The following is a 26,118-nucleotide window of genomic DNA, read 5'->3' on the forward strand; positions in this document are numbered from 1 at the left end:
CATGTCCACACAGCCATTGGCGAATCTCGCCGACATGGTGCGCGAGCGCGCGACGAGTCGCGGCAATGCCACCGCCTACGAGTTCGAGGGCCGCGTCACCAGCTTCGTCGCGTTCGACATCAAGACCAACAAGGTCGCCAACGCGCTTCTGGCGATGGGCGTGAAGAAGGGCGAGCGCATCGCCTATCTCGGCAAGAACAGCGACTTCTATTTCGAGCTGCTGATGGGCGCGATGAAGGCCGGCGTGGTGATGGCGCCGGTGAACTGGCGGCTTGCCGCGCCCGAGGTCGCCTTCATCGTCGCGGATTGCAGGGCGCCGGTGCTGTTCGTCGGGCCCGAGTTCATCACACTGGTCCGTCAGATCAGGGATCAGATTCCGGGCGTGCGCACGATCATCACGACCGAGGGCGGCGCCCCTGAATGGCAGGATTTTACGGCCTGGCGCGATGCGCAGAGCGGCGACGATCCGAAGGTACCGATCGATACGAAAGACATCGCGATCCAGCTCTACACCTCCGGCACCACGGGCAAGCCGAAGGGCGCGATGCTGAGCCACGCGAACTTCCTCAACCTGGTGCAGACAGGCAACGCCGCAGACAAGCCGGAGTGGAACCGGTGGTCGACCGACGACGTGTCGCTGGTCGCGATGCCGATCTTCCACATCGGCGGCTCGGGCTGGGGCGTGATGGGTCTCTATCACGGCGCCCGCGGCGTGATCGCACGCGAGTTCGATCCGACCAAGGTGCTGGATTTCTTCGAGCAGTCGGGCATCACGAAGCTCTTCATGGTGCCGGCAGCGATGCAGTTCGTGGTGCGGCAGCCGCGCGCGAAGATGGTCGATTTCTCCAGGCTGAAATACATGCTGTACGGCGCCTCGCCGATTCCGGCAGCGCTGCTGAAGGAGTGCATCGAGGTCTTCAAATGCGGCTTCGTGCAGATGTACGGCATGACCGAGACGACAGGCACCATCGTCGCGCTGCCGCCGGAGGATCACGTCGAGGGGCTGGAGCGGATGCGCTCGGCCGGCAAGGCGCTCCCCGGTGTCGAGATCGCCATTCTGGATGCGGACGGCAAGCCGCTGCCGCCGCGCCAGGTTGGCGAGATCGCGACGCGCTCGGGCTCCAACATGGCGGGCTACTGGAATTTGCCGGAGGCGACCGCGTCGACGCTGCGCGGCGACGGCTGGCTGCGCACCGGCGATGCCGGCTACATGGACGAGGACGGCTATCTCTACATCCACGACCGCATCAAGGACATGATCATCTCCGGCGGCGAGAACATCTATCCCGCCGAGGTCGAAAGCGCGCTGTGCGATCATCCAGATGTCGCCGAGGCCGCCGTGATCGGCGTGCCCGACGATAAATGGGGCGAAGCGGTGAAGGCGGTGGTGGTGATGAAGCCCGGCAAGCAGGCGACCGCCACCGACATCATCAACTTCACCCGCGAGCGCATCGCAGGGTTCAAGACGCCGAAGAGCGTGGAGTTTCTGCCGGCGCTGCCGAGGAATCCATCAGGCAAGATTTTGCGACGGCAACTGCGCGAGCCGTATTGGGCGGGGAAGGACCGGCGGGTGAATTGATCGCGAAGTTGCGTAGGGTGGGCAAAGGCGCGAAGCGTGCCCACCATTCCTCCACGGTAGCATTAGCAGTGGTGGGCACGCTTCGCTTTGCCCACCCTACGACAGGGACACTTAGCAACGAGAGCTAATGCTTCCCCGGTCCCATATATCCGAACAGGAACCCGGCCACCTTGCGCATCTGGATCTCCTCGCTGCCTTCCGTGATCCGGTAACGGCGATGGTGCCGATAGATATGCTCGAACGGCTTGTGGCGTGAATAGCCCATGCCGCCGTGGACCTGCATGGCGCGGTCGGCGGATTCGCAGCAGAGGCGGTTTGCCCAGTAGTTGCACATCGAGACGCGGTCGGAGAGCGTGCGCTCGATCTGCTCCTCGGTGAGCTTATCCATCTCCCAGGCGGTCTTGCGGATCAGAAGGCGCAGCATCTCGGCTTGCGTCGCGAGCTCGACCAGCGGGAACTGGATCGCCTGGTTCTCGGCGAGCGCCTTGCCGAATGGTTTTCGCTCGCGCGCATATTTGACGCTTTCATTGATGCAATAGACGGCGGCGCCCAGCGAGCTCGCCGCCTGACGGATGCGGTTCTGGTGCACGAAGCACTGCGCCAGCGACAGGCCGCGGCCGACCTCGCCGAACAGCGCATCCTCGGGCACGAACACGTCGGTGAAGCTGACGCGGGGATGATCGGTCGGCATGTTGAAGGTCCACATGTACTCCTCGACCTTGACGCCGTGGCTCTTGGCCGGCACCAGGAAGCAGGTGATGCCGCGCGCATCGCCGTCATTGCCCGAGGTGCGTGCGAACAGCGCGCAATGCGTGGCGACGTGCATGCCCGTCGTCCACATCTTCTCGCCGTTGATGATCCAGCCCTTGATGTTGTCGCGGGTCGCCGGCACCGCACGTGTCTCCATGTGCGTGGCGTCCGAGCCATGATGCGGCTCGGTGAGGCCAAAGGTGATGCGGTACTTGCCCTTGATCGAGCCGTCGATCATCGCCCTCTGGTCGTCGCGACCGTAACGGTCGAGCATGGTGACGACAGGGAAATTGCCGACGATGGAATGCTCGTTTTGAAGGTCGTTGTGCAGGCCGAGACCTTTGGCGGCAAAATGCTCGCGGATCACCGCCATCCAGAGGTTGGAGCCGTCCTTGCCGCCATACTGCTTCGGCACCGGAAAGCGGAGGTGACCGGCGGCGTCCGCGAGATCCTTGGCCTTGCGCAGCAGCGCCTCCCATTCGTGGCGCGGCAGGCCGCCACTCTCGAAATCAGTGCGCGCCCATTCGCGGCGATGATCGAAGAAGCGGATGTTGTCGTCGGCCGCTTCCAGCGGCTTGATCTCGCGTTCGATGAAACGGTCGAGCTCTCCGAGATAGGCGACGAGATCTGTTGGCAATGAGAAATCCACGGCTCTCTCCCGGATGATTTTTTCGTTTTGCGTTAAGGCGCTAACCGCGCTTTTGCTTCGCACGATTAAGGTGAGAAGAGCGCGCGCAAGTCAAGCAAGCCGACGCGTGCCGGCTGCGCAAGGCGCATTGCGCAATTCGATGGTGCCCCGGCGCTTGCGCGCGCTAGTATGACGGCAATATTCCTTCAGGAGAAAAGCGGGAGCGAGCGATGGAGCTGAAATTTTCCAAGGTGGAACGCAAGGGACCGATCACGATCGTCACGCTGTCGCGGCCCGAGGTCTACAATGCGCTGCACACCGACGCGCATTTCGAGCTCCAGAAGGTGTTCGACGATTTCTCGGCCGATGCCGAGCAATGGGTCGCGATCGTCACCGGCGCCGGCGACAAGGCGTTCTGCGCCGGCAACGACCTGAAGTGGCAGGCGGCCGGCGGCAAACGCGGCTGGGACAAGGGCGGTTTTGCCGGCCTCACCGCGCGCTTCGACTGCGACAAGCCGATCATCGCCGCGGTCAACGGCGTTGCGATGGGCGGTGGCTTCGAGATCGCGCTGGCCTGCGACCTGATCATCGCCGCGGAGAATGCGACCTTCGCCCTGCCCGAGCCGCGCGTGGGGCTCGCCGCGCTCGCGGGCGGCCTGCACCGGCTGCCGCGCCAGATCGGCCTGAAGCGCGCCATGGGCATGATCCTCACCGCGCGCCATGTCAGCGCCAAGGAGGGCCTTGAGCTCGGCTTCGTCAACGAGGTGGTGCCGCAGGGCGAGGCCCTTGCAGCCGCGCTGCGCTGGGCCGAGATGATCACCAAGAACTCGCCGATGTCGATCCGCGCTTCAAAGCAGGCGATCCAGAAGGGGCTTGGCGTCTCGCTGGAGCAGGCGATCGAGGAGCAGCGGGAATATCCGGCGGTGAAGGCGATGGTGGCCTCGCAGGACTACATCGAGGGCCCGAAGGCGTTCTCGGAGAAGCGGCCGCCGAAATGGGTGGGGAAGTAATCCCTCCTGTCATTCCGGGGCGCGCCGTCAGGCGCGAGCCCGGAATCCATCGGGCCACGGCGACCGCGGATAAATGGATTCCGGGCTCGTCGCTTCGCGACGCCCGGAATGACGAGGAGAGTGTGGCGCACCACTGCATCAACGCCGTCATTGCGAGCGCAGCGAAGCAATCCAGACTGCCTCCGCGGGGACACTCTGGATTGCTTCCTCGCAGGGGCTCCTCGCAATGACGGAGACTATAGCCCCGCCTACCCGCCTTGCCCCAGCTCACGCTTGTACGACGCATAATTCGGCTGATCGACCGCGAGCTTGTCCATCGTGGTCGCCCACAGATGCTCGGCGAGGCCCGGCGTTGCGAGGTCGAGCTCGCCCCTGGCGATGCGCTCGGCCAGCACCCGGTTGAGGTCTGTCACCGGGCCGTCGATGCCGAGCAGTGCACGCAGCCGCTCCACCTCTTTGGCATCGCTCCCCGCCTCCTGCGTCAGCTGCCGCGTGACGAGGTCGAGGATGTTGATGGCGACGCGCAGCTTGAAGGCCTGGTGGCCGGAGATCAGCGGTGCGATGTCGCTGCGGAGGAAATCGGCGACTGACTTGGTCAGCTCGACCGGTGTCGGTTCGTCCTGCATGTGTCAACTCCCGCGCGGCGCCAAGAGCCGCAACAGATCGATCTCGGTCTCGGAAGCGCGGCGGCCGATCATGGCGCGCTCCATGGAATGGTCCGGTCCCTCGCGAAACCGCTGCATCATGCCGCCGCACATGATGCCCCAGCGCAGCGTGCCCATCACTTCCCAGAATTTTACGCGCGCGGGATCGACTTTTCGGCCTGCCGCTTCGTAACCCGCGAACAATTGCTCGCGAGTGCCAAAACCGCCGACGGGCTTGTCGATCTCGCCGAACCGCCAAGAGTTGACGCAGACCCAACCAAGATCCTCCATGGGATCGCCGAGATGGGCAAGCTCCCAGTCGAGCACGGCGCGGACGCCGTCGGCACCGATGATGAGATTGCCGTTGCGGAAATCGCCATGCACCAGCGTCTCCTCGGCCGAGGGGCCGGGATCGTGGTCGCGCAGCCAGCGCAGCGCCAGCTCGAACACGGGCTTGGGCCAGTTCAGGCTGCGATAGTCGCGCTCGAACTCGCCGATCTCCTTCGCTGCCGTCATGCGCCGGAGCTCAGGCAGCTTGTCCAGCGGCAGCCTGTGCAGGCCAGCGAGAATGCCACCGATCTGCCGCGCGAGGTGCGGCCGAGCCGACGCGAACTCGTCGTCGCGCAGGATCTTGCGCGCGATGGTCTCGCCCTCGACCCGCTGCATGATGAAGCCGGTGCCGAGATCGTCCTCGGCCGTCAGGACATGCATCACGCGCGGCGACGGCACACCGGCTTCATAGGCGAGCTGCATCAATTGCGCTTCAGCGCCGAGCCCCGCCGCGCGCGTCGGAGCCGCGCCATAACCCTTCGGTGAGCGGCGCAGGATCGCACCGATCGGCCCGTCGGGATGCACGATGTCGAAGCGCCAGGTTTCCTGGCTGGCACCGCCGGACAGCTTGGCCGCGCCGGTGACGCCGGTCGCCCCCTCGCACCAGCGCGTGACGCTGCGGGAGAGTTGCGCTTCGATCATTTGCCCTTGAACTGCGCGGGGCGCTTCTCCAGGAACGCGCCGACGCCCTCGCGAAAATCCTGGGTGTCGCCGGCGCGGAGCTGGCACTGGAATTCGAGGTTGAGCTGATCCTCGAAAGAATTTTCCGGGCTGTCCCAATAGAGCTTGCGGATCAGCGACAACGCCACCGTCGGGCCGCTGGCAAGCTCGCGCGCCAGCTTCATCGCCTCCTCCATCAGCACGCCGTCATCGTAGACGCGGTTGACGAGGCCCCATTCCAGCGCCTTCTCGGCCGGGAGCCGCTCGCCCATCAGCGACAGCTCGATCGAGCGGGCCCGACCAATGAGCCGCGGCAGCAGCCAGGTCGAGCCGCAATCCGGCACGAGGCCGATGCGGCGGAACGCCTGCAGGAAGTAGGACGAGCGCGCACACAGGATCATGTCGCCAAGCAGCGCGAAGCTCATGCCGGCACCCGCCGCCGGCCCATTGACCGCGGTGACGATCGGGCAGTGCAGATTGCGGATGCGGCGCAGGAACGGGTGAAAGCCGGTCTCCAGCGTCAGGCCGGCCTTGGTCTTCTTCGACTGGTTGTTGCGGCCCTGAAGATTAGCGCCGGTACAGAACGCCCGCCCCGCGCCGGTCAACACGACGCAGCGCACCTCGTCTTTCTTCTCTTCGATCGCATCGAGCGCCTCGGCAAGGCCACCCAGCATGTCCACGGAGACCGCGTTCATCACCTCCTGATGGTCGAGCTTGAGGATCGCGACCGAACCATCGAAGTCGAGCGTGACGTGTTTGAACTGCATGGTTTCCTCGTCAGTTGCGGCCTGCGTCAGTTTCGCAGACCGGAATTACTTTTGCCGGGGCGCATATTTGATTTTTGGCGCGGTCTTGTCCATGGTGATCGGAGCATAGCAAGCAATCTTGCGCGCAGCGGCTGATGCGCGTCATGCCAGAAAGTCTTGCCAAAAACGGGAAACGCGCCATGAACCTTTTCGACCTCTCCGGCCGTGTCGCCGTGATCACCGGCGGCAATGGCGGCATCGGGCTCGGCATCGCGCAGGCACTGGCCGGCCAGGGCTGCAACGTTTCGATCTGGGGCCGCAATCCTGACAAGAACAGAAGCGCTGCCGCGAGCCTGGCGGGACTTGCCGGCGAGGTCGATACCCGCGTCTGCGACGTCACCGATCCGGCCTCGGTCAATGCCGCGATGAAGGCCACGCTCGACACCTTCGGCCGGGTCGACGGCTGCTTCGCCAATGCCGGCATCGGCGGCGGCGGCCGGCGCTCCTTCATCGAGCGCACCGAAGAGGAATGGCGCACGATGTTTTCGACCAATCTCGACGGCGTGTTCCACGCGTTCCAGGCGGCCGCCAGACACATGACCGACCGCGCCAATGCCGGCGATCCCTTCGGCCGGCTGGTCGCGACCTCGAGCCTCGCCTCGATCTTCGGCACCGCGCGCAACGAGCACTATGCCGCGACCAAGGCTGCCATCAACGCGCTGGTGCGCGCGCTCGGCGTCGAGCTGGCACGCCACGGCGTCACCGCGAATGCGATCCTGCCCGGCTGGATCAAGAGCGACATGACCGCCGGCCTCATGGCCAACGACAAGTTCGTCGCCAATGTGATGCCGCGCATTCCGCAGCGTCGCTTCGGCGAGGCCAGCGATTTCGGCGGCATCGCGGTGTATCTGATGAGCAGGGCGTCGTCGTATCATACGGCCGATACGTTCGTGATCGACGGCGGCTATACCGCGTTTTGACATCTCGTAGGGTGGGCAAAGGCGCTCCTGCGCCGCGCCCACCAGAAATACTTTCGAAGGTCGTGGTGGGCACCCTGCGCTTTGCCCACCCCACGGCTTCTCGTTTTGTGAGCGCAGAGGGGACAGGGCGAATGTTTTCACACATCATGATCGGCACCAACGACCTCGACAAGGCGAAGGCTTTCTACGACCAGCTGCTCAGCACGCTCGAGGTGCGGCCTGCACGGGTCGACGGCCATCGCATCTTCTACATCACCAAGACCGGCGTGTTCTCGGTGACGAAGCCGATCAACGGCGAGCCCGCGACCTGCGCGAACGGCGGCACCATCGGCTTTGCCGCCAACTCGCCTGAGCAGGTCGACAGGTGGCACGCGGCCGGCGTCGCCGCCGGCGGAACGCCGATCGAGAATCCGCCCGGCATCCGCGAGGGCGCGGGGAACAAGCTTTATCTCGCCTACTTGCGCGATCTCGACGGCAACAAGATCTGCGCGATGCACCGGATGCCGAACTGATTGCCCCAGGACGCTGTCATTCCCCGCGAAGGCGGGGAATCCAGTACGCCGCGGCTTCTCCGTGAGTCGCTGACGTCACGGAGTACTGGATCGCCCGGTCAAGCCGGGCGATGACAACCGTGAGTGCGGCCCGCGCCTGCCACCTCACTCCGTTCAAACAACATTTCAAACGCCCTCGCGATATTCCATCGCGTGGCATGGCTCGCGTGAAAAATGCGCGCTCGCACTTTGGCCACGCTGCGACTATTCTCGCGTTCAGCACGAACTCAGCGCCCCCGGGAGGAACAATGACAAAACACACCTACATTCCCCGCACCACCAACTACACGCTCAATCCGGGCGACGAGCTCAACGACCTCCGCATGTCGGATCAGGTTCGCCCGCTCTACGATCACGTCAGGAAGTTCATCCGCGACACCGTCGAGCCGATGTCGATCGAGTTCGCCAAGGCTGGCGAGAGCAAGGAAGACCGCTGGAGTTTTACGCCGAAGCAGCTCGAAGTGCTCGAGGTCGCCAAGAACAAGGCCAAGAAGGAAGGCCTCTGGAACTTCTTCCTGCCCGATGACGAGACCGGCCAGGGCCTGAAGAATCTCGACTATGCCTATATCGCCTCCGAGCTCGGCAAGAGCCCGCTGGCCTCCGAGACGATGAACTGCTCGGCGCCCGACACCGGCAACATGGAGGTGCTGGAGCGCGTCGGCACCAAGGAGCAGAAGGAGAAGTGGCTGAAGCCGCTGCTCAACGGCGAGATCCGCTCGGCCTATGTCATGACCGAGCCGAACGTCGCCTCCTCCGACGCCAAGAACATCTCGACGACGGCCAAGCTCGTCGGCGACGAATGGGTCATCAACGGCGAGAAGTATTACATCTCCGGCCTAGGGGATCCCCGCTGCAAGATCCTCATCGTGATGGTGAAGACCAACCCGGATGCGGCGCCGAGCAAGCAGCAGTCGCAGATCCTGGTGCCGCGCGACACGCCCGGCGTCGAGGTGCTCGGGCCCATGTACGTGTTCGGCCAGGACCACGCCCCGCGCGGCCACATGCACATGCGCTTCAACAATGTGCGCGTGCCGAAGGAGAACATGCTGCTCGGCGAAGGCCGCGGCTTCGAGATCTCGCAGCTCCGCCTCGGCCCGGGGCGCATCCATCACTGCATGCGCACCATCGGCAAGGCCGAGAAGGCGCTCGATCTGATGGTGCAGCGCGGCCTGACCCGCGAAGCCTTCGGCAAGAAGATCGCCCATCTCGGCGGCAACATGCAGATCATCGCGCAGGCGCGCTGCGAGATCGAGGCGATGCGGCTGATGGTGCTGAAGGCGGCGAAGGCCATGGACGTGCTCGGCAACAAGGAAGCCCGCGTCTGGGTCTCAATGGTGAAGGCCATGGTGCCTGAGCGCGCCTGCAAGATCATCGACCAGGCCATCCAGATGCACGGCGCCACCGGCATCTCGCACTGGACCCCGCTCGCCGAGATGTACCAGGACGTGCGCCACCTGCGCTTTGCCGACGGCCCGGACGAGGTGCACTGGATGGTCGTCGGCCGGCACGAGCTGAGCATGGCCTGAACTCTATCCGTCCCTCTCTCCGTACTTGCGGGGAGAGTCCCGTAGGGTGGGCAAAGGCGCGCTCTTCGCGCGCCGCGCCCACCATCTCGGCTCTTCGCATGACGTGGTGGGCACGCTCCGCTTTGCCCACCCTACGAAGCTCCCCGCACGCGGGGAGAGGCGAAGACAGCGACACCTACGTCGCCGGCGCGAGCTTGTCCTGCGTCTTGGTTTCGAAATCGGATGCGTCGTGGCGCTCGTGGAGCTGGCTGGCGGGGTCGCCGGAGACGCGGTTGACCATGCGGCCGCGCTTCACGGCCGGACGCTTGGCGATCTCGTCGGTCCAGCGCTGCACGTTCTTGTAGTCCTGCACCGAGAGGAATTCGCCGGCGCCGTACACCAGCCCCTTGGCGAGCGCGCCATACCAGGGCCACACCGCGATGTCGGCGATGGTGTACTCGCTGCCCGCGAGATATTCGTTGTCGGCGAGGCGCCGGTCGAGCACGTCGAGCTGGCGCTTGGTCTCCATCGCAAAACGGTCGATGGCGTATTCGATCTTGGTCGGCGCGTAGGCGTAGAAATGGCCGAAGCCGCCGCCGAGATACGGCGCGCTGCCCATTTGCCAGAACAGCCAGGACATCGCTTCGGTGCGGGTCTTGATGTCCTTCGGCAGGAAGGCGCCGAACTTCTCGGCGAGATAGAACAGAATCGAGCCGGACTCGAACACCCTGACCGGCTCGGGGCCGGAGCGGTCCATCAGCGCCGGGATTTTCGAGTTCGGATTGATGTCGACGAAGCCGCTGCCGAACTGGTCGCCATTGCCGATCCTGATCAGCCAGGCGTCGTATTCGGCGCCCTTGTGGCCGAGCGCCAGAAGCTCCTCCAGCATCACCGTGACCTTCACCCCGTTCGGGGTCGCCAGCGAATAGAGCTGGAGCGGATGGCGGCCGACCGGCAGCTCCTTGTCGTGGGTGGGGCCGGCGATCGGGCGGTTGATGGTGGCGAACTGCCCGCCATTCTCCTTGTTCCAGGTCCAGACTTTGGGCGGCACGTAGGCGGGGACGTCAGTCATGCGGGGCTCCGGCGGAAAGATGCGCCTGCATTAATTAGCCCGCGAGCGGCCGATGACAAGCCCTGCCGGCTCTGCGTCCGGCGCGGGCCTCACGCCGGTGTCATGCATCCGGCCTAACCCGTCACCACCCTGCGCGGCTGCTCCGCCCGTGTCATCACGAACCCCTCATATCCTTTCCCCGCGACCTCGTCGCAGATCCGCCGGTAGACGCCGACGCCGCCGATATAGGGCATGAAGATGCGCGGCTTGCCGGGGATGTTGGCGCCCATGTACCAGGAATTGGCCTGCGGATAGAGCGTGCCATGGGCAACTTCGTTGACGTGCGCGACCCACTTGTCCTCCGCCCCTCCGTCCGCCTCCATCGTGGCGAGGCCCTGCTTGCGCATGTGGAGGAGGCAGTCGGCGATCCAGTCGACATGCTGCTCGATCGACACGATCATGTTCGACAGCACCGACGGGCTGCCGGGCCCGGTGATGATGAAGAGATTGGGAAAGCCTGCGCTCATCAGGCCGAGATAGGTCTTGGGGCCCTCGGCCCATTTCTGGTTCAGCGTCCGCCCGCCGCGACCGCGAATGTCGATCCGGGCGACCGATCCGGTCATGGCGTCAAAGCCGGTCGCCATCACCAGCGCATCGACCTCGTGATCTGCCCCCGCGACACGGACGGCGTTCGCGGTGATCTCCTCGATCGGATTGGTCTTGATGTCGACCAGCGAGACGCTCGGCCGGTTGAAGGTCGCGAAATAATCGGTGTCGATGCAGATGCGCTTGGTGCCGATCGGATGGCTGTTCGGCTGGAGCAATTCCGCAGTGCTGGCGTCCTTGACGATCTCGGTGATCTTGCCGCGCACGTAGTCGGCGGCGGTGTTATTCGCGGCCAGATCCAGGCCGAGATTGTTGTAGGCGTACATGAAGGTGAGCCCGCCGCGATCCCAACGCGCCCCGTATTTGGCGCACCTCTCATCCTCGCTGTCGTCGAGAGCGCCGCGATCGGGCGGCTCGGCATAGATGCCGTTACGCGCGACCTCGCGGGCGAAGCGGCGGATCTCCGGATAATTCTGCCGGAACGCATTGCGTTCCTCGTCGGTCAACGCGGCATTGCGGGCGGGAATCGAGAAATTCGCGGTGCGCTGGAAGACCGTGAGATGCTTTGCCTGCTCGGCAATGATGGGCGCCGACTGGATGCCGGATGAACCGGTGCCGATAAGGCCAACGCGCAAGCCCGTGAAGTCCACGGGCTCGTGCGGCCAGTTGCCGGTGTGGTAGACGGGACCTTTGAAGTTTTCGAGACCCTTGATGTCGGGCTTGCGCGCGTTCGACAGGCAGCCGGTGGCGAGCGCGACGAACTTCGCTTCGACCGTCTTTCCGCCGGAAATCGTCACCGACCAGCCATTGGTCTGTTCATCGAAGACAGCGCGCTCGACGCGCGTGTCGAACTGGATGTCGCGGCGCAGATCAAAACGATCCGCGACATGGTTGGCATATTTCAGGATCTCTGCCTGCGGCGCGTAGCGCTCGCTCCAGTCCCATTCCTGCTGGAGCTCATCCGAGAACGAGTAGGAATATTGCATGCTCTCGACATCGCAGCGCGCGCCCGGATAACGATTCCAGTACCAGGTGCCGCCGACACCACCGCCCTGCTCGTAGACGCGCGCCGAGAAGCCGAGCCCGCGCAGCCGATGCAGCATGTACATGCCGGCAAAGCCGGCGCCGACGACGACCACGTCATAGGCTTCACTGGCCTCGGCCGGACTCGATTGCGCTGGCGACATCAGTTGGCGCTCCCTCGTTGTTGTCTGTTGTTGTTCGCCAGCATTCTCTCACGTCGGCCAAAGCGCAAGAGGCTCATTCACGGCCGCCGCTCCGCTTATTTTGCGCGACGGAATGGCTCCTCGCGTGGCGTGGCGCCTATACGCAAGATGCGCGGCGAAATCCGGCTTGGCATCGCCGGCGACGATGGGTTAGCGTCGCACGGCCTTCGCCAAGGACAACAACAACGCAAAGCAATAACAGCAACGCGACGGCCGCCGGGAGAGAGCCATGAAATCGCCGATCTGCGACATGCTGGGCATCGAGTTCCCGCTGCTCGCCTTCAGCCATTGCCGCGACGTCGTCGCCGCCGTCAGCCGCGCCGGTGGCATGGGCGTGTTAGGTGCCACCGTGCATACGCCTGATACGCTCGAACACGAGCTGAAATGGATCGACGACCATATCGACGGCAAGCCCTACGGCATCGACGTGCTGATCCCCGAGAACATCTCGACGGCGGGCGAGAAGGACGTCACCTGGAAGAGCCTGGAAGCGCGCGTGCCGCAAGAGCATCGCAACTACACGCGCGACCTCCTGAAGAAGTACGACATCGAGCTGACGACCACTGAAATGGCCGACAACCAGCCGCAGCCGTTCGACGGAAAGACGGCGCTTCAGCTGCTCGAGGTCTCGTTCAATCATCCGATTAGGCTGATCGCGAACGCACTCGGCGTGCCGCCGAAAGCGATGATCGAGATGGGCAAGAAGCACGGTGTGCCGGTCGCAGCTCTCGTCGGCGCCAAGGAGCACGCGCTGCGCCAGGTCGCGGCCGGCGTCGATATCCTCGTGGTCCAGGGCACCGAGGCCGGCGGCCATTGCGGCGAGGTGTCGACCATGGTGCTGGTGCCGGAGGTGATCAAGGCAATCAAGAAGATCCGCGACGTGCCGGTGCTGGCGGCCGGCGGCATCATGACAGGACGGCAGATGGCGGCCTGCATGGCGATGGGCGCAGCCGGCGCCTGGACCGGCTCGGTATGGCTCGCGACCGTGGAAGCCGAGACGACGGAAATCTTCCGCGAAAAGATGATCGCCGCGTCCTCGCGTGACGCGGTGCGCTCGAAGGGACGCACCGGAAAGCCCGCGCGGCAGCTCCGCTCGGTCTGGACCGATGCCTGGGACCGCGCGCCGGAAAGCCCGGGTGCACTGCCGATGCCGCTGCAAAGCATCATCAGCCGCGACGCCTTCAATTCGATCGACCGCGCGGCGGCGGCTGGCAACGCCAAAGCGCGCGATCTCGTCAGCTACTTCGTCGGCCAGGGCGTCGGCCTGATCGACAGCGTGAAGTCGGCGGGCGCCGTGGTGCAGGAGTTCAAGGAAGAGTTTGCCGAGGCCGTCGAGCACATGAATGCGCTGGTGGCGGAGTGATTGCCCGCGGCCCCTCCTTCGAGGCTCGCCAAGCGCCGCAGGCGTCGCTCGGCTCGCACCTCAGGATGACGCTTTCTCCGTAGCCGTCACCCTGAGGTGGCCGCTTCTTCAGCGGCCCTCGAAGGGCGACGGCGTGCCCGAGACTTAAACCGTGAAGCAAGAAGAAATGACCAACATCCCCGAAGACCGCATCCCCGTCATCGTCGGCATCGGCGAGATCGTCGACCGCCCCAAGGAGATCACCGCTGGCCTCGAGCCGCTCGATCTGCTCGAACAGGCGCTGCGGCGCGCCGAAGCGGATGCCGGGGCAAAGCTGCTCGGCGAGGTGCAGTCGCTCGACGTCGTCAACTTCCTGAGCTGGCGCTACCGCGACCCGGAGAAGCTGCTGGCGCAGCGACTCGGGATCACGCCTTCGCATTGCCATTACGGCCCGGTCGGCGGCGAGAGCCCGATCCGCTACATCCACGAGGCCGCAAAGCGCATCGCGCGCGGCGAATGCAGCGTTGCCGCGGTCTGCGGTGCGGAGGCGCAGTCGACCGCGACCAAGGCCGAGCGCGCAGGCGCAAAGCTGCCATGGACGCCGTTCGCGCATGATGTCGAGGAGCCGAAGCGCGGCGCAGCGTTCCAGAAGCCGCTGGCCGTGAAGCTCGGCGTGTTCCGGCCCGTCACGGTCTATCCGTTCTATGAGGCGGCCTCCTCCGCTCATTGGGGCCAGACGCCGCGCGAGGCGATGGCGGAGTCAGGGACGCTGTGGTCGCGCTATTCCGAGGCCGCCGCGCAAAATCCAAACGCCTGGCTGAAGCGACGCTATGCGCCGGACGAGATCACGACGCCGACCGCGGACAACCGTCTCATCGCATGGCCCTACAACAAGCTCATGGTCGCCAACCCCAGCGTCAACATGGGCGGCGCGCTGCTGCTCACCAGCCTTGCCAAGGCGCGCGCGGCGGGCATCGCCGAGGACAGACTGGTCTATCCGCTCGGCGGCGCCTCGGCGGAGGAGCCGCGCGACTATCTCCTGCGCGACCAGTTCTACGAGAGCCATCCGCAGAATGCGGTGCTGAAAGCCGCGGTGGACCTCGCCGGCGGCGACGGCACGGCATTCGAAGCGATCGAGCTCTATAGCTGCTTCCCCTGCGTGCCCAAGATGGCGCGGCGGACGCTGGGCCTTTCCGCCGACGTGCAGCCGACCGTGACCGGCGGCCTCACCTTCTTCGGCGCGCCGCTCAACACCTACATGACGCATGCGGCCTGCGCGATGGTGCGGCGCCTGCGCGATGGCGCCAGGCTCGGCCTGCTCTACGGCCAGGGCGGCTTCGTCACCAAGCATCATGCGCTGGTGGTTTCGAAGGCGCCGCCGCGCGCGGCGCTGGCGCAGGAGACGAGCGTGCAAGAAGAGGCCGACCGCAACAAGCGCGCGGTGCCGAATTTCGTCGCGGAAGCCTCGGGCAAGGGCAAGGTCGAGAGCTTTACGGTGCTCTACGGCCGCGGCGGGGATGTCGAGCACGGTGTGGTGATGCTGCGCACGGAAGATGACCGCCGCACGCTGGCGCGGATTCCGGCGGGTGATACCGCGACGCTGGCGCATCTCCTCAACATGGATCGCACGCCGGTCGGCTCGCTGGGCGAGATCGCGATGGCCGGCGATGGCGTACCGGAGTGGCGGGTATCCTGATCTCCCTCTCCCCGTTCTTACGGGGAGAGGGTCGGGGTGAGGGGCTGCGTCCGCAAACACCGTGAGAGTTAGACTCGCGGAGAGTCCCTCTCACCCGAATTGCTTCGCAATTCGACCTCTCCCCGCAAGCGGGGCGAGGTGAAGAAAAGCTAGCCCTTCGGCGCCTGCTTTTCCGACGCGGTGGCCGGCTTGCCCTTGGCGCCGGCGCCGACGACGCGGACCTGATCGCCATCGGACAGGCCGTCCGGCGGGGCGGTGATGACGCGATCGTCCGGAGAGATGCCTGATGCGAGCTCGATTTCCTTGCCAAGATCGCGCGCGATCGTCACGGCCTTGAACAGCACCTTGTCGTCCGCACCGACGGTCGCGACACGCAGGCCGCTGCCGTTGAAGATCAGCGCGCTGGCGGGAATGCTGAGCGGCGCGGAGTCGCGCTGGAGGCTCAACTTCACGCTGGCATAGCCGCCGGGCATTAGTTCGCCCGAGGAATTGTCCAGGCCAAGCTGCATGCGCGTGGTGCCGGAGGCAACGTCGACGGCCTGCGAAGACGCTTCCACCGTCGCCTGGAAGGTCCGGTTCGGATACTCCGGCAGCGCGATGGTGGCCTTCGCGCCGATCTTGATGGCCGGCACGTAATTCTGGGGCACGTTGACATAGACGCGCAGCTTGGTGATGTCCGAGACCACGAACATCGCCGGGCCCGAGCCGCCACCGGCATTGATCAGCGCACCGACGTCGGTATCGCGCGCCGTGACCACGCCGTCGAACGGAACGGTGATCTTCTTGTAGCCGGCCAGCGCTTCCAGCCGCTCGACATTGGCCTGTCCCGAATGCACCGCGGCGTTCTTGTTGGAGAGATCGGCGGTGCGCTCGTCGATCTCCTGCGCGGAGACGAAGTTGGAGGCGACCAGCGTCTTGCGCCGGTTCAACGTCGCTTCCGACAGCCTTGCGCTGGCCTGCTGGCTGGCGAGGTCGGCGCGGGCCTGCAGGAGCTGCTGATCGAGGTCGGGCGCCTCGATCTCGGCAATCACCTGCCCTGCCTTGACGCGGGCCCCCATGTCGGCGCTCCAGCTCTTCAGGTAACCCGACACGCGCGCGAAGATCGGGGCACGGTAGTAGGCTTCCAACCGGCCCGGCAGATCGAGGCTGGCGTTGAGCGCCTTGGCGTTAGGCTGGGTCACCGCGACGCTGGGAACGGCCTGATCATCGGTCCATTCCTTCAACTTGGAGCCCTGCTCCTCGCGCGCGCGGATGCCGGTGCCGACGACAAGGCCTGCCGCAATCAGCGCCACCACGCCGAAGATGCCCAGTTTCCGGTGCGACACCGGGGAGCGGGATTCAGTGGGCGACATGCGGAGTCTCCAAGGGGGCGGCGGCTTCGGCGCCTTGTTTCTTGTGTACCATGCTGAACACCACGGGAACAAACATCAGCGTGGCGAAGGTTGCAAAGATCAGGCCGCCGATCACGGCGCGGCCGAGCGGCGCATTCTGCTCACCGCCCTCGCCGAGGCCCAGAGCCATCGGCGCCATGCCGATGATCATGGCAAGCGCGGTCATCAACACCGGGCGGAACCGGACGAAGCCGGCTTCGAGCGCAGCCGCAACGGGATCGCCGAGCTCCGCGTAGCGCTCGCGCGCAAAGGAGATCACGAGCACGCTGTTGGCGGTGGCAACCCCCATGCACATGATGGCGCCGGTGAGCGCCGGGACCGACAGCGTGGTCTCGGTCATGAACAGCATCCACACGATGCCGGCGAGCGCGGCCGGCAGCGCCGTGATGATCACGAACGGGTCGGACCAGGACTGGAAATTCACGACGATCAGGAAGTAGATCAGTACGACGGCCCCGAGCAGGCCGAACAGCAGGCCGGTGAAGGCGCTGTTCATGGTCTGCACCTGGCCGAGCAGCACGACGGAAGATCCCTTCGGCACCTCCTTCGCGGTGTCGGCGATCACCTGGCGGATGTCGGCGGCAACCGCGCCGAGATCGCGGCCCGAGGTCGTAGCGAAGATCTGCACCATCGACTGGATGTCGTATTGCGACACCACCGCGCTCGACGTCGAGCGCTTGATGTCGGCGATGCCGCCGAGGATCGGCGACTGCGCGTTGCCGGTGGCGGTGATCGGCAGCGTCTGCAGCGCGCCGAGCGAGTCGATCTGGTATTGCGGCGTCTGCATCACGATCGAATAGGACACGCCGTTATCCGGATTGAGGTAGTAGGTCGGCGCCACCTGCGAGGAACCGGCAAGATTGACCACGAGACTGTTGGTGACGTCGCGCTCGGTCAGGCCGACATATTGCGCACGGGTACGGTCGACATCGATATTGAAGGTCGGGTTGTTCGGCGATTGCTGGATGCGCGCATCGGCAACGCCGGGAATCTTGCGGACCTTGGCCAGCAGATTGTTGGCGTAAGCGAAGTTGGCGCTGATGTTGGCGCCGCGGATCTGAAGGTCGATCGGCGCCGGCGCACCGAAATTCAGGATCTGGCTGACGATATCGGCCGGCAGGAACGCGAAGCTGACACCGGGGAACAGCCGCGGCAGCTGCTCGCGCAGGACGCGTACATGCTCTTCGGTCGGCTTGTGGCCTTCCCTCAGCTTGATCTGGATGTCACCGTCCTGCGGACCGATCACGCCGGTGTTGTTGTAGGTCATGTTGATGCCGGAGATCGGCATGCCGATGTTGTCGGTCATGGTCTCGATCTCACCCGGGATCAGCTTGCGCACGGCCTTCTGCACGTCAGCGAGTTGGTTCGCGGTCTCCTCGACGCGGGTGCCGACCTGGGTGCGGACATGCATCAGGATGTTGCCGGCATCGACCGCGGGGAAGAAGTTGCGCCCGAGGAACGGCACCAGCGCGAAGGACGCGCCGACCACGCAGAGGAAGCCGATCACGAACACCGCGCGATGCGCCAGCGCCAGCCCAAGGAAATCATGGTAGCCGCCGCGGATGCGTTCGAAACGCTTCTCGAACCCGCGCTGGAACCAGACCAGCGGATTGCGCGATGTCGGCGGCTCGCCCTCGTGGTGGACATGCGCATGCAGCAGATAGTTCGCCATGGTCGGCACCAGCGTGCGCGACAGGATGAACGACCAGATCATCGCGAACATCACCGCTTCGGCCATCGGCACGAACAGGAAGCGCGCGACACCGGTGAGGAAGAACATCGGCACGAACACGATGCAGATGCAGAGCAGCGAGACGAAGGCCGGCGTGACGATCTGGTTGGCGCCGTCGAGGATCGACTGCTCGACCGGCTTGCCCTGCTCCAGATGGTAGTTGATGTTCTCGATCGTCACGGTGGCGTCGTCGACGAGGATGCCGACGGCGAGCGCGAGACCGCCGAGCGTCATGATGTTCAGCGTCTCGCCGATCGCCGAGAGCATGATGATGGCGCCCAGCACCGACAGCGGGATCGAGACCGCGATGATGATGGTCGAGCGCCAGCTGCCGAGGAACAGCAGGATCATGACGCTGGTCAGCAGCGCCGCGATCACGCCCTCGAAGGCGACACCTTCGATCGCGCCGCGAACGAACACCGACTGGTCGCCGATGAAGCCGATCTTCAGCGCGTCCGGGAGCTGGTCCTTGACCTCGATCACCTTCTGCTTGATGCCGGCGATGATATCGAGCGTCGAGGTCGCGCCCGCCTTCAGCACCATCATCAACACCGAGCGGTTGCCGTCGACATGAACGATGTTGGTCTGCGGCGGATTGCCGTCACGCACGGTCGCGACATCGCGCACATAGACCATCGCGCCGTTGACGGTCTTGATCGGGAGGTTGCCGAGCTCGTCGATTTTCAGCGGCGAGTTGTTGAGCTGGATGTTGTATTCGAAGGTGCCGATCTTCTGGGTGCCTACAGGCGTGATCAGGTTCTGCGCAGCCAGCGCATTGGCGACGTCCTGGCCCGACAGGCCGCGGGCCTGGAGCGCGGTCGGGTCGAGATCGATCTGGACCTGGCGCTGCTTGCCGCCGAACGGATACGGAATCGCCGCACCAGGCACGGTGACCAGCGGGGTGCGCAGATTGTTAATGCCGATATCGGCGAGGTTCTGCTCGGTCAGGCCGTCGCCCGACAAGGCCACCTGGATGATTGGCACGGTCGAGGCGGAGTAGTTCAGGATCAAGGGCGGCGTCGCGCCCGGCGGCATCTGCTTGAGCAACGTCTGCGAGATCGCTGTGACCTGTGCGTTGGCAGTGCGGATGTCGACGTTCGGCTGAAAGAAGATCTTGATGATGCCAAAGCCGTTATAGGAGTTGGCGACGATATGCTCGATGTCGTTGACCGTCGTCGTCAGCGCACGCTGGAACGGCGTCGTGATGCGGCCGGACATCTGGTCGGGCGGCAGGCCGGTGTACTGCCAGACCACGCCGATCACGGGAATGCGGATGTCGGGGAAGATGTCGGTCGGCGTCCGCAGGGCTGCCAGCGGTCCGATGATCAGGAGCAGGAGCGCGAGCACGACAAACGTATAGGGTCGGCTCAGGGCAATACGGACCAGAGCAATCATGCGCCAGGCAATTCCAGGTCAGGCAGGGATACGGAATCCGCCCCACGGGGATCCTATTTCCCCTTTACCTGAGCACCGCCGGAAACGCTAATCACCGGCAGCTTTCCTGCATTCACTTCCCTGCTACCGCACTGCGAAATCGGCATCGCAGCTATGCGGCCGCACACGTCACGCTGCGCGGACGAAGTTCAGGAACTTGCCGACCTCGAGCTTGAGGCGGTTGGAGTCGCGGGACAGCATCTGCGCCGCCGACAGCACCTGCGAAGACGCCGATCCGGTTTCGGAGGCGCCGCGCTGGACGTCGCCGACATTGGAAGACACCTGCTGGGTGCCGTTGGCCGCCTGCTGCACATTGCGGGCGATCTCCTGGGTCGCCGCGCGCTGCTGCTCCACGGCTGCGGCGATCGCCGAGGATATTTCGGAAAGGCGCGCGATGGTGCCGGAGATTTCGCTGATGGCGCCGACCGATTCCTGCGTCGCCGCCTGGATGCCGCCGACCTGCTGGCCGATCTCGCCGGTCGCCTTCGCCGTCTGTTCGGCGAGCGCCTTGACCTCGGAAGCCACAACCGCAAAGCCGCGGCCGGCCTCGCCGGCACGTGCCGCTTCGATCGTGGCGTTCAACGCCAGGAGATTGGTCTGGCCCGCGATGGCATTGATGAGCTCGACGACGTCGCCGATCCGAGAGGCCGCCCGCGACAACTCGCTGACGCGTTCGGTGGTGGCGTGCGCCTGGCTGACGGCCTCGCTCGCAATCCGGGTGGCATCCTGCACCTGGCGACCGATCTCGTGGACCGACGACGACATCTCCTCGGCGGCCGATGCCACCGAATGGACGTTGGTGGAAGCTTCTTCCGAGCCGGCTGCGACCACCGTCGCCAGTTCCTGCGCCCGGCCCGCCGTCGAGGACAGCGTCGAGGCCGACGCCTCGAGCTCGGTCGCAGCTGACGACACGGTCTCGACGATCTCGCCGATCGCGGCCTCGAAGCCGTCGGCAAGTTTGGTCATGCCGGCCTTGCGCTGCTCCTCGGCGCGGCGCTGCACCGCCTGGACCTCGTCGCGGCTGAAGCGGATGATGGTCTGCACGGTCTGGAGGTTGCGCAGCGCCTCGCCGATCTCGTCGTCGCGTTCGATGACGATGCGGTTGTCGAGCTTGTCCTGCACGAGGTTGAGCATGGTGTCGTTGAGGTGCCGCATCGGGCCCTGGATCGCGCGCATGGTCGCAAGGCCGGCGAAGCCGACGATGGCGATGCCGAACAAGGCCAGCAGCGTCAGAACCAGGCTGGTCGAACCGCCGGTGGAGAGCGCGCCGCCGATGCCGAGCGCCAGCATGAACACCGCCTGGAGCGTCATCGTCGTGACCAGGCGCGCCTTCAGCGTCCCGGTGAAGACGCTGAAGCGATCGAGCAGCGAGCGGCGGCGGATGATGCCGGCATCGACGCGATAGCCATGCGGCTTCTTCTCGCGGATCGCGGCATAGACCTCTTCGGCGAGCTTGCGCTGGTCGGCCGGCAGCCTGGTGCGGATCGAGGTATAGCCGGTGACATGGCCGTTCTCGCGGATCGGCGAGGCCGTCGCCAGCACCCAGTAGAAGTCGCCGTTCTTGCGGCGGTTCTTCACCGCGCCGAGCCACGGCTTGCCGGCCTTCAGCGTGTCCCAGAGATTGTCGAACGCCTCCGGCGGCATGTCGGGATGACGGACGATGTTGTGCGGCTGGCCCATCAGCTCGGCCGACGTGAAGCCGGCGGCGGCGAGGAAATCCTCGTTGAAGTAGGTGAGCTTGCCCTTGAGGTCGGTCCGGGAGACGATCAGTGTCTCGTCACTGACCGGATATTCGACATCAGTGACAGGAAAATTCTTGCGCATCGAAGCCCCCAAAGACCGAATTCAGTCTGAAATCATTCCAATCAGGACTGCCGCAGCGCGAGACCGCCCTCGCCCAATTCTTGAAAATCCGCTTTAACCATCGATGAAACGATCTGTCCGCAAGACTACGGGTACCCCTCGTAACGCCACCTAAAAGCGACATCATGCTACCGGAAGAATGAAAGGAGCGACGTTTTTGGCGCCGCTCCTCGCTCGATCGACGGGTTGTGCGAGGGTCTACGCGGCGCGGACGTTGGTCAGGAACTTGCTGACCTCGTTCTTGAGCCGGCCCGAGTCGTTCGACAGCATTTGCGCCGCCGACAGCACCTGCGAAGAGGCCGTGCCGGTCTCGGTCGCGCCATGCTGCACGTCTGTGATGTTGGAAGAGACCTGCTGGGTTCCTTGCGCCGCCTGCTGCACGTTGCGAGCGATCTCCTGCGTGGCCGCGCCCTGCTCTTCCACCGCGGCGGCGATCGCCGACGAGATCTCCGACAGACGCTCGATGGTCGAGGAGATCTCCTTGATCGCGCCGACCGAGTCGTTGGTCGCAAGCTGGATGCCGGAGATCTGCTGGCCGATCTCGCCGGTCGCCTTCGCGGTCTGCTCGGCGAGCGCCTTCACCTCGGAGGCGACCACCGCGAAGCCGCGGCCGGCCTCGCCGGCGCGTGCCGCCTCGATGGTGGCGTTCAGCGCGAGCAGGTTGGTCTGGCCGGCGATGGTGTTGCTTAGCTCGACGACGTCGCCGATGCGGGCGGCCGCCCTGGAGAGTTCGCTGACGCGCTCGGTGGTGGCTCGGGCCTGGCCGACGGCGTCGCTCGCCATCCGCGCCGATTCCTGCACTTGACGGCTGATCTCGCCGACCGAAGAGGCCATCTCCTCCGTTGCCGAGGCCACCGACTGCACGTTGCCCGATGCCTGGTCTGACGCCGCAGCGACGACCTTGGTAAGCTGTTGCGCCCGTTCGGCGGTCGAGCTGAGCGTTCCGGCCGAGGATTCCAGCGCACCGGACGCGGCCGACACCGTCTCCACGATGCCGCCGACCGACGCTTCGAAGCTGTCGGCCAGCTCGTTCATCGCGCGCCGGCGCTCGCGGTCGGCAGCCGCCTGGTCCTGGGCACGCTGCTCGATGCTGCGCTTGATGTCGCCCTGCATCGACCTGAGCGACGTCGCCAGCCTACCGACCTCGTCGGCCTGCTCGATCCCGAGCTGCTGATTGAAATCGCCCTTGGCGATGCCATCGGCGAAATTGGCACAATCCTGGATCGGCCGCGCGATCTTGCGTGCGGCGAACGAGATCAGGAAGATCGCCGCCAGCACGATGACCAGGCCAACGCCGAGCTGCCAGAACGTGTTCGAGGTCGCACGGGCACTGAGCGAGGCGTCGAGTTGCCTTGCAGACGCAAGCACCACGTCGCGGGGGATCGAGATCACGATCGACCAGGCGTTCTCGGTGAGCCCGAAGCGGATCGGCGCATAGATGTCGATGTTGGCGAACTTCGGATCGTCCTGCACCGCGCCCTTGCCGGCCTTGACGATGGCGAGGCTTTCACTCCAGCGAGCGTCGGCCTCGGAGGCGTTCTTGCCGATCAGGTCCTGATTGGCGCTGTTGGCGACGATCAGCCCGGTGTCGTTGAGGATCGCGACCTTGCCCTTGCCCTCGAACAGCGAGCCGTTGATCTTGACGGCCAGCTTCTGCACGAAGTCGAGATTGTAGTCGGCGCCGGCGACACCGCGGAATTTGCCGTCGATCATGACCGGCACCGACATGGTCGCGAGGAAGACGGCCTTGCCCTGAACGATGTAGGGCAACGGACCCAGGATGTTTTCCTTACCCGTGGTGTTCGGGTTGATGTACCAGGCGCCCTTCACGAGGCCGTTGGGATGCCGCTCGCTGCTGTCGTACTCGACGAGCGGCTGAACGGCGATGGCGCCGCTGGCGTTGCGCGTCCAATAGGGCAGAAAGCGGCCGGTATTATCCGATCCCGCCTCCTTGCGTCCCTTGAACGACGCATCGTCACCATCCAGCGCGCCGGGTTCCCAGGCCGAGTAGGTGCCGTTGAAGGCAGGGTTGAGCTCGAGCACGTGACGCAGAAGCGCGTTGAACTGGGTCCGCCGCGCCGCGATCGGAGTGCCGGTCTTCTCGTCGGCGAGGATCGCGAAGGCATGTGCGGTGGTGCGCGCCGCATCAAACCCGACCTCCAGCTCAGCCTTGATGGCGTTGGCTTCGGTGGAGGCCCGGTTCATCAGGCTCTCCTTGGTCTGACGGTCGACCAGCTGCATGACCTCGTGGGTCACGTACTGGTTCATGCTCTGCGTGGAGAAGAGGCCGTAGCCGATCAGCACGATGCACGTCACTGCCAGGCAGAGGCCGGCAATCAGGGCGATCTTCAACTGGATGGAGCGAATGGCGGAAAATGAAAACAACTTCACGATTGAGTCTCCAAAACACTGCGACGAGTTAAGGTTCGCAGGGTTGGGAACCCGTAAAGAATTGGAACCGTATGACCCACGTGAAAAATAAGTCAGCAGGCGCCAAGCCATGCGCCAAAATCAAAGAGCGCCGCCGACGGCGCCGCTCTTGCGTAGTCCGATACCTGCTCTGACGGCTACGCAGCGCGAACGCTGGTCAGGAACTTGCTGACCTCGGTCTTGAGCCGGCTCGAGTCGTTCGACAGCATCTGCGCCGCCGACAGCACCTGCGAGGAGGCGGTGCCGGTCTCGGTCGCACCGCGCTGCACGTCGGAGATGTTGGAGGAGACCTGCTGGGTGCCCTGCGCCGCCTGCTGCACATTGCGGGCGATCTCCTGGGTCGCTGCACCCTGCTCTTCGACGGCCGCAGCGATCGCCGACGAGATCTCCGAGAGACGCTCGATCGTCGAGGAGATCTCCTTGATCGCTCCGACCGAATCGTTGGTCGCCGCCTGGATGCCGGAAATCTGCTGGCCGATCTCGCCGGTCGCCTTCGCGGTCTGCTCGGCGAGTGCCTTCACTTCGGAAGCCACCACCGCGAAGCCGCGGCCGGCTTCGCCCGCGCGCGCCGCCTCGATGGTGGCGTTCAGCGCCAGGAGGTTGGTCTGGCCGGCGATGGTGTTGATCAGCTCGACGACATCGCCGATGCGGGAAGCCGCCTTCGAAAGCTCACTGACGCGCTCGGTGGTGGCGCGGGCCTGGCCGACGGCGTCGCCCGCCATCCGCGCCGATTCCTGCACCTGACGGCTGATCTCGCCGACCGATGAGGCCATCTCCTCCGTCGCCGAAGCCACCGACTGCACGTTGGTCGAGGCTTCCTCCGAAGCTCCGGCAACCGTGGTCGCGAGCCGCTGGGAGCGGTCGGCGGTCGAGGTCAGCGTCGAGGCGGAAGCTTCGAGCTGGGTCGAGGCCGATGACACGGTCTGGACGATCTCGCCGATCATCGTTTCGAATTCGCGGGTGATATTGTCGACGCGGCGGCCGCGCTCGATCTTGGCTTCGGCGTCGGCCGCGGCGGCTTCGTCGGCGGCCTTCTTGGCGATCAACGCCTCCTTGAAGACCTGGAGCACGTCGGCCATGGCGCCGATCTCGGTCTTCTCGCCGCGATGCGGGACTTCGGCGGAGAGGTCGCCCTTGCCCAGCGCCTGCATCGGCTCGACGATCGAGTTGATGCCGCTGGAGACGTCGTGGACGAGATAGACGCTGACGCCGATGCCTGTCAGGACGGCCGCGCCCAGGATGATCGCGACCAGCAGGAAGGCGAAGGAATAGCTGTCGGCGGCATCCCGCGCGGCCTGGTCGCCACCCCGGGTGTTGAGGTCGATATCCTTGCGCAGGACCTCGTCGGACTGGATGCCGATCTTGTTGGCGGTCTTGACGTTCAGCTCATGCGCCTCGTGCGGGACCTTGCCGACCTCCTTGCGCGACACTGCAAAGACCTCGTCGGCGCTCTTCTTGTAGTCGTCCCACAGCTTGGACCATTCGGTGTAGAGCGCCCGCTCCTCCGGCGAGGTGATCATGGGCTCGTAGCTCTGGCGGGCCTTGGCCAGTGTCTCGCTGGTGGTGACCGCGATCTTTTCCATCGCGAGCTTTTCTTCCAGGGTCTCGGCCAGCATGTGCTCGCGGACGACGCTGCGATAGGTGATGACGCTGGCCCGGAGTTCGCCCAGCACCCTCACGCTGGGCATCCAGCTCGTGGTGATGTCGGTAGTGTTCGCGTTCATCGCGCGCATCTTCATGACGGCGAGCAGGCCCATGCCGGTCATCGCGACCAGCAGGAACGCCACGACACTGATGATCTTGGCGCGGATGGAGATCTTGGCGAACATAGTCAGGTCTCTTTATGCTGGCGCGGGCGCGCGTCCGGGAGGTTTTAAGAATCAACCAAAAGGAGCGACGCCGACATCAGACAACAGAGCGACTGAGCAGATGTTAACTACGACTCCGTACGAGTACGGAGCCTG

18 protein-coding genes are annotated in these 26,118 nt (G+C 65.0%); 7 read left to right on the forward strand and 11 right to left on the reverse strand.

The window, feature by feature from the left end; translation table 11 throughout:
• Position 1 precedes the first annotated feature (1 nt).
• Positions 2–1,579, forward strand: coding sequence for a fatty acid--CoA ligase (locus ACVWW6_RS37490; RefSeq protein ID WP_456682519.1), 1,578 nt, complete (start codon positions 2–4; stop codon positions 1,577–1,579).
• Positions 1,580–1,703: 124 nt separating this feature from the next.
• Here the strand turns inward: ACVWW6_RS37490 and ACVWW6_RS37495 are convergent, their stop codons facing one another.
• On the reverse strand, positions 1,704–2,978 hold the full coding sequence (locus ACVWW6_RS37495) for an acyl-CoA dehydrogenase family protein (protein ID WP_456682520.1): 1,275 nt from the start codon (positions 2,976–2,978) through the stop codon (positions 1,704–1,706).
• Positions 2,979–3,187: 209 nt separating this feature from the next.
• On the opposite strand from ACVWW6_RS37495, the gene ACVWW6_RS37500 reads away from it, so the two are divergent.
• Complete coding sequence (locus ACVWW6_RS37500) at positions 3,188–3,967, forward strand: enoyl-CoA hydratase-related protein (protein WP_304551640.1); 780 nt, start codon at positions 3,188–3,190, stop codon at positions 3,965–3,967.
• 248 nt (positions 3,968–4,215) lie between these two features.
• Here the strand turns inward: ACVWW6_RS37500 and ACVWW6_RS37505 are convergent, their stop codons facing one another.
• From ACVWW6_RS37505 to ACVWW6_RS37515, 3 genes are read right to left on the reverse strand one after another with little or no spacing between them, the layout of a single operon-like run.
• A complete protein-coding gene (locus ACVWW6_RS37505) occupies positions 4,216–4,593 on the reverse strand; it encodes a DUF6285 domain-containing protein (protein WP_304551638.1) in 378 nt (125 codons plus the stop codon).
• A 3-nt stretch (positions 4,594–4,596) separates the two neighbouring features.
• Positions 4,597–5,583 carry a phosphotransferase family protein gene (locus tag ACVWW6_RS37510; protein WP_304551635.1) on the reverse strand — a complete coding sequence of 329 codons (987 nt, stop codon included), beginning with the start codon at positions 5,581–5,583 and terminating at the stop codon, positions 4,597–4,599.
• A complete protein-coding gene (locus ACVWW6_RS37515; protein WP_011085727.1) occupies positions 5,580–6,368 on the reverse strand; it encodes an enoyl-CoA hydratase/isomerase in 789 nt (262 codons plus the stop codon). The genes ACVWW6_RS37510 and ACVWW6_RS37515 overlap by 4 nt, the downstream gene beginning before the upstream one ends.
• A 179-nt stretch (positions 6,369–6,547) precedes the next feature.
• Between ACVWW6_RS37515 and ACVWW6_RS37520 the strand changes: the two genes are divergently transcribed.
• The 3 genes from ACVWW6_RS37520 (at position 6,548) to ACVWW6_RS37530 (ending at position 9,404) form a co-directional block, all read left to right on the forward strand.
• The gene (locus ACVWW6_RS37520; RefSeq protein ID WP_456682521.1) at positions 6,548–7,327 is read left to right on the forward strand and encodes an SDR family NAD(P)-dependent oxidoreductase; all 780 of its coding nucleotides are present in this window, start codon (positions 6,548–6,550) and stop codon (positions 7,325–7,327) included.
• 131 nt (positions 7,328–7,458) lie between these two features.
• Positions 7,459–7,839 (forward strand): VOC family protein, encoded by a 381-nt coding sequence (locus ACVWW6_RS37525; protein ID WP_028172377.1) that lies wholly within the window; start codon positions 7,459–7,461, stop codon positions 7,837–7,839.
• Positions 7,840–8,126: 287 nt separating this feature from the next.
• Entirely contained in the window at positions 8,127–9,404 is a 1,278-nt protein-coding gene (locus ACVWW6_RS37530) for an acyl-CoA dehydrogenase family protein (RefSeq protein WP_028172378.1), read from the forward strand.
• Positions 9,405–9,579: 175 nt separating this feature from the next.
• Here the strand turns inward: ACVWW6_RS37530 and yghU are convergent, their stop codons facing one another.
• Together yghU and ACVWW6_RS37540 are read right to left on the reverse strand one after the other, a co-directional pair.
• Positions 9,580–10,455 (reverse strand): glutathione-dependent disulfide-bond oxidoreductase, encoded by an 876-nt coding sequence (gene yghU, locus ACVWW6_RS37535; RefSeq protein WP_456682522.1) that lies wholly within the window; start codon positions 10,453–10,455, stop codon positions 9,580–9,582.
• A 113-nt stretch (positions 10,456–10,568) separates the two neighbouring features.
• Positions 10,569–12,227: a flavin-containing monooxygenase gene (locus ACVWW6_RS37540; RefSeq protein WP_456682523.1), complete on the reverse strand. Its 1,659-nt coding sequence runs from the start codon at positions 12,225–12,227 to the stop codon at positions 10,569–10,571.
• A 268-nt stretch (positions 12,228–12,495) separates the two neighbouring features.
• Between ACVWW6_RS37540 and ACVWW6_RS37545 the strand changes: the two genes are divergently transcribed.
• Together ACVWW6_RS37545 and ACVWW6_RS37550 are read left to right on the forward strand one after the other, a co-directional pair.
• The gene (locus ACVWW6_RS37545; RefSeq protein ID WP_456682524.1) at positions 12,496–13,629 is read left to right on the forward strand and encodes a nitronate monooxygenase; all 1,134 of its coding nucleotides are present in this window, start codon (positions 12,496–12,498) and stop codon (positions 13,627–13,629) included.
• Between the two features lie 166 nt (positions 13,630–13,795).
• Positions 13,796–15,304, forward strand: a complete 1,509-nt coding sequence (locus ACVWW6_RS37550; RefSeq protein WP_456683225.1) for an acetyl-CoA acetyltransferase — start codon at positions 13,796–13,798, stop codon at positions 15,302–15,304.
• A gap of 149 nt (positions 15,305–15,453) precedes the next feature.
• On the opposite strand, the gene ACVWW6_RS37555 is transcribed toward ACVWW6_RS37550, so the two are convergent.
• The 5 genes from ACVWW6_RS37555 to ACVWW6_RS37575 form a co-directional block, all read right to left on the reverse strand.
• Complete coding sequence (locus ACVWW6_RS37555; protein WP_404523284.1) at positions 15,454–16,656, reverse strand: efflux RND transporter periplasmic adaptor subunit; 1,203 nt, start codon at positions 16,654–16,656, stop codon at positions 15,454–15,456.
• A complete protein-coding gene (locus tag ACVWW6_RS37560) occupies positions 16,643–19,822 on the reverse strand; it encodes an efflux RND transporter permease subunit (RefSeq protein WP_456682525.1) in 3,180 nt (1,059 codons plus the stop codon). Before ACVWW6_RS37560 ends, ACVWW6_RS37555 begins: the two co-directional genes overlap by 14 nt.
• A gap of 168 nt (positions 19,823–19,990) precedes the next feature.
• Complete coding sequence (locus ACVWW6_RS37565; protein ID WP_456682526.1) at positions 19,991–21,685, reverse strand: methyl-accepting chemotaxis protein; 1,695 nt, start codon at positions 21,683–21,685, stop codon at positions 19,991–19,993.
• 237 nt (positions 21,686–21,922) lie between these two features.
• Entirely contained in the window at positions 21,923–24,115 is a 2,193-nt protein-coding gene (locus tag ACVWW6_RS37570; RefSeq protein WP_456682527.1) for a methyl-accepting chemotaxis protein, read from the reverse strand.
• 176 nt (positions 24,116–24,291) lie between these two features.
• On the reverse strand, positions 24,292–25,983 hold the full coding sequence (locus ACVWW6_RS37575) for a methyl-accepting chemotaxis protein (RefSeq protein ID WP_456682528.1): 1,692 nt from the start codon (positions 25,981–25,983) through the stop codon (positions 24,292–24,294).
• Positions 25,984–26,118 lie beyond the last annotated feature (135 nt).

The sequence above is a fragment of the Bradyrhizobium sp. USDA 3311 genome (assembly GCF_054062495.1).

Coding starts and splice junctions, on each gene's coding strand:
- ACVWW6_RS37490 (WP_456682519.1), top strand. CDS start 2: ATGTCCACACAGCCATTGGCGAATCTCGCCGACATGGTGCGCGAGCGC.
- ACVWW6_RS37500 (WP_304551640.1), top strand. CDS start 3,188: ATGGAGCTGAAATTTTCCAAGGTGGAACGCAAGGGACCGATCACGATC.
- ACVWW6_RS37505 (WP_304551638.1), bottom strand. CDS start 4,593: ATGCAGGACGAACCGACACCGGTCGAGCTGACCAAGTCAGTCGCCGAT.
- ACVWW6_RS37510 (WP_304551635.1), bottom strand. CDS start 5,583: ATGATCGAAGCGCAACTCTCCCGCAGCGTCACGCGCTGGTGCGAGGGG.
- ACVWW6_RS37515 (WP_011085727.1), bottom strand. CDS start 6,368: ATGCAGTTCAAACACGTCACGCTCGACTTCGATGGTTCGGTCGCGATC.
- ACVWW6_RS37520 (WP_456682521.1), top strand. CDS start 6,548: ATGAACCTTTTCGACCTCTCCGGCCGTGTCGCCGTGATCACCGGCGGC.
- ACVWW6_RS37525 (WP_028172377.1), top strand. CDS start 7,459: ATGTTTTCACACATCATGATCGGCACCAACGACCTCGACAAGGCGAAG.
- ACVWW6_RS37530 (WP_028172378.1), top strand. CDS start 8,127: ATGACAAAACACACCTACATTCCCCGCACCACCAACTACACGCTCAAT.
- yghU (WP_456682522.1), bottom strand. CDS start 10,455: ATGACTGACGTCCCCGCCTACGTGCCGCCCAAAGTCTGGACCTGGAAC.
- ACVWW6_RS37540 (WP_456682523.1), bottom strand. CDS start 12,227: ATGTCGCCAGCGCAATCGAGTCCGGCCGAGGCCAGTGAAGCCTATGAC.
- ACVWW6_RS37545 (WP_456682524.1), top strand. CDS start 12,496: ATGAAATCGCCGATCTGCGACATGCTGGGCATCGAGTTCCCGCTGCTC.
- ACVWW6_RS37550 (WP_456683225.1), top strand. CDS start 13,796: ATGACCAACATCCCCGAAGACCGCATCCCCGTCATCGTCGGCATCGGC.
- ACVWW6_RS37555 (WP_404523284.1), bottom strand. CDS start 16,656: ATGTCGCCCACTGAATCCCGCTCCCCGGTGTCGCACCGGAAACTGGGC.
- ACVWW6_RS37560 (WP_456682525.1), bottom strand. CDS start 19,822: ATGATTGCTCTGGTCCGTATTGCCCTGAGCCGACCCTATACGTTTGTC.
- ACVWW6_RS37565 (WP_456682526.1), bottom strand. CDS start 21,685: ATGCGCAAGAATTTTCCTGTCACTGATGTCGAATATCCGGTCAGTGAC.
- ACVWW6_RS37575 (WP_456682528.1), bottom strand. CDS start 25,983: ATGTTCGCCAAGATCTCCATCCGCGCCAAGATCATCAGTGTCGTGGCG.